Annotated in this window: 2 protein-coding genes and 1 pseudogene; 1 reads left to right on the top strand and 2 read right to left on the bottom strand. The window is 42.3% G+C overall.

All coding sequences use genetic code 11. The features are described 5' to 3' along the window. Positions 1 to 16 precede the first annotated feature (16 nt). Positions 17 to 400 (top strand): annotated as a pseudogene (locus ACR2F7_RS07485) (ketopantoate reductase family protein). Between the two features lie 270 nt (positions 401 to 670). Here ACR2F7_RS07485 and ACR2F7_RS07480 read toward each other — a convergent pair. Both ACR2F7_RS07480 and ACR2F7_RS07475 read right to left on the bottom strand, forming a co-directional pair. Next, a complete protein-coding gene (locus ACR2F7_RS07480; RefSeq protein WP_432712962.1) occupies positions 671 to 1,507 on the bottom strand; it encodes an aminotransferase class IV in 837 nt (278 codons plus the stop codon). Then, a complete protein-coding gene (locus ACR2F7_RS07475) occupies positions 1,500 to 2,639 on the bottom strand; it encodes a P1 family peptidase (protein WP_432712961.1) in 1,140 nt (379 codons plus the stop codon). Before ACR2F7_RS07475 ends, ACR2F7_RS07480 begins: the two co-directional genes overlap by 8 nt. Positions 2,640 to 2,712 lie beyond the last annotated feature (73 nt).

Here is a 2,712-nt window from a genome sequence, read left to right as displayed (position 1 = left end):
TGAAATTCCTGAAAATATGGAGCTAGCCCTGTGGCGTAAATTCATGATTAACATTGTCATTAACCAGGTATCATTTTTGGTGAAGGGTTCATACCACATCTTTCAGGATAATTTTCATGTGATGGAGTTGATGCAGCTCATTGCCAATGAGGTGTTAGCAGTGGCCCATGCTTATGCTATTCCGCTTCAACAACAGGATATTGACGACATGAAAGCCACCATGCTTAAAATTGATGGGTAAGCTAAAACATCAATGCTTCAGGATCGTGAAGCAGGGCGCAAAAGTGAAGTTGATATTTTTGCTGCGGAATTGATTCGACTGGGAAAAAAAGCAGGCGTACCAACACCTTATAACCAATTGATTTTTCACCTGGTAAAGGGCATAGAACACAATTATTAATTGACCTATTTTGCAAGATATACACTGTCAGGTTACAGCCTGAAGCCCAATTAAGGACTTTTACTGCGACTGCTGATCGCTAATTGTACTTGCATTTTTATTTAACTATCTGCATCTACAAGGGATTTTACCCATACATCACCTACAAAATTAGCTGTGGTGTTTTTATCACCCTGAGGAAAAAGCAGCGGCGCTGTAACTGAATTTTTCTGATATAAATTGAAGCCAATGCAATTTACTATACACGCTACACTGCGAAAATCAAATTAGTTATAATGTTAACGAGTCAACGTTAAATACCAGCGCTTTAAACTTTTCGGCAAGCAAAGTAGTAATTTCTCCTGCATTACCGTTACCAATCTGGTGACCATCAATGGTGGTTACCGGCAATACATTCTTTGTAGAGCTTGCAATAAAGGCCTCCTCACAAGTTTTAAGGTCTTCCAAACTAATTTCCCGCTCTGTGATACTTAACTCGCTGTTGTGCATTTTTAACAGCTGCTTTCGCACAACACCTCTTAACACATCTTTTCCGCTGGTTACTACCTCATTGTGGGCCGTAACGATAAAAAAGTTAGACCGCGGACATTCTTTCACAAATCCATTGTGATGGTAAAGCACATCATCGGCACCATGTTGTTTAATAAGGGGTTGTAAATATATGGCCATCAGGTAATCTAAGGTCTTTACCTGGGCAAGCTGGCGCTGGTGAGGGTAGGTCATCAGTTTAATACCTTTTACATTAAACTCTGGGTTAACCAAAGGATTTTGAGTAATGATCATGTTGGGGCTTGCCAGGGTATAGCCATCAGGCGAATAACCACCGGTGAGGGTAATGCGGATGCCTGAATTGGGTATGTTATTTTTTTCTTGGAGGGCACATAACAAGGCCTTTAACGCTTCCCTTGTTTGAGCAACAGGTAAGTGCATGGCGGCTGCTGAATGATAAAAGCGATCCAAATGGTCTTCTAAAAATTTAAACTGACCATCCAGGGTCTTGAAGAAATCAAAAATACCATAACCCCGTTGCAAGGCAAGGTCTGTAATGAGTACCGAAGCTTCTGCTGCAGGTATAAATTTGTCGTTTACGATGGTGTATCTATTCACTTTTTACTGCATTATATTTCTTTAAAATCGGGATAACTTTTTCAAGTGGCAGCGATTCCACCTGGTGCCCATTAACACCAGTCATGCTGACTGCTGCAAACAAGGAGTTGATGATGGCTTCTTCTGTGGCCTCTATGGCGGCCATGAAAATAGGAGAGAGGTTATCATTCCACACTAATTGTACCTGTTGGAGTTCTTCTTTTGGCTGGAAAGGAATGCGGATGGCGGCTGCAGTAGAAAAAGCAATGATATAATCGCCACTGCCATTAGAGGCAATGCCGCCAGTTTTTGCCAGCCCTAAAAAGGCGCGCTTGGCCAACCTTTCTAAATTTCTGCTATCAAGCGGGGCATCTGTGGCCACCACAATCATACAAGAGCCGTCGGTATTATTCATCAGTTTGTTACTGAAATCAAACTTCTGCAATTCCCTGCCCACGGGCACACCATCTATTTGCAGCACGCCGCCAAAATTACTTTGAACCAATACGCCAATGGTATAACCGCCAAGGCTTTTGGGTAACAGGCGGGAGGCTGTACCAATGCCACCTTTAAAGCCAAAACAAACCGTTCCTGTGCCAGCACCTACGGCACCTTCTTCTACCGGGGTAGATTTTGCATTTTTGATGGCTTGTAAAATATCATTTTTGGTCACATGGCTGCCGCGGATATCGTTCAGGTAGCCATCATTGGTTTCGCCCACAATGGCGTTTACAGATTGTATCTTTTCGTTGCCCTCTTGCTGTAATGTATAACCCACCAAAGCGTCTATTCCGGCAGCAACATTGAGGGTATTGGTTAAAACAATAGGGGTTTCTATGTTGCCAAGTTCAGCAACTTGTGTGCTGCCGCTCAATTTGCCAAAGCCATTGCCGGCAAATATGGCTGCAGGTACTTTATTTTGAAAGATATTGCCTTCATAGGGAAGGATCACCGTGGCGCCCGTTCTAATGTTGTTACCTTTTATTAAGGTTACCTGACCAACTTTTACACCTGCTACATCTGTGATGGAATTTTGCTTCCCCGTGGGAATCACTCCAAAATGTAAACCGTATTCCCTTGCTCGTTTTTTCTTTTGCGCTACTGTAATTTGGGTGATCATTAATAGCAGAAAACAGAGAACGAGTTGTTTCATATGGTGTGTTTCAAGGTCTCTGCAAAATTACTTAAAATGCAAGGAATAATTGATGATATCTGGATATTTTGCT

The sequence above is a fragment of the Pedobacter sp. genome (assembly GCF_045628745.1).
GTDB lineage: Bacteria > Bacteroidota > Bacteroidia > Sphingobacteriales > Sphingobacteriaceae > Pedobacter.
This window is presented reverse-complemented; position numbering and strand designations above follow the sequence as displayed.

Excerpts from the sequence above, each read along its gene's own strand:
- ACR2F7_RS07475 (WP_432712961.1), bottom strand. The coding sequence starts at position 2,639 with ATGAAACAACTCGTTCTCTGTTTTCTGCTATTAATGATCACCCAAATT.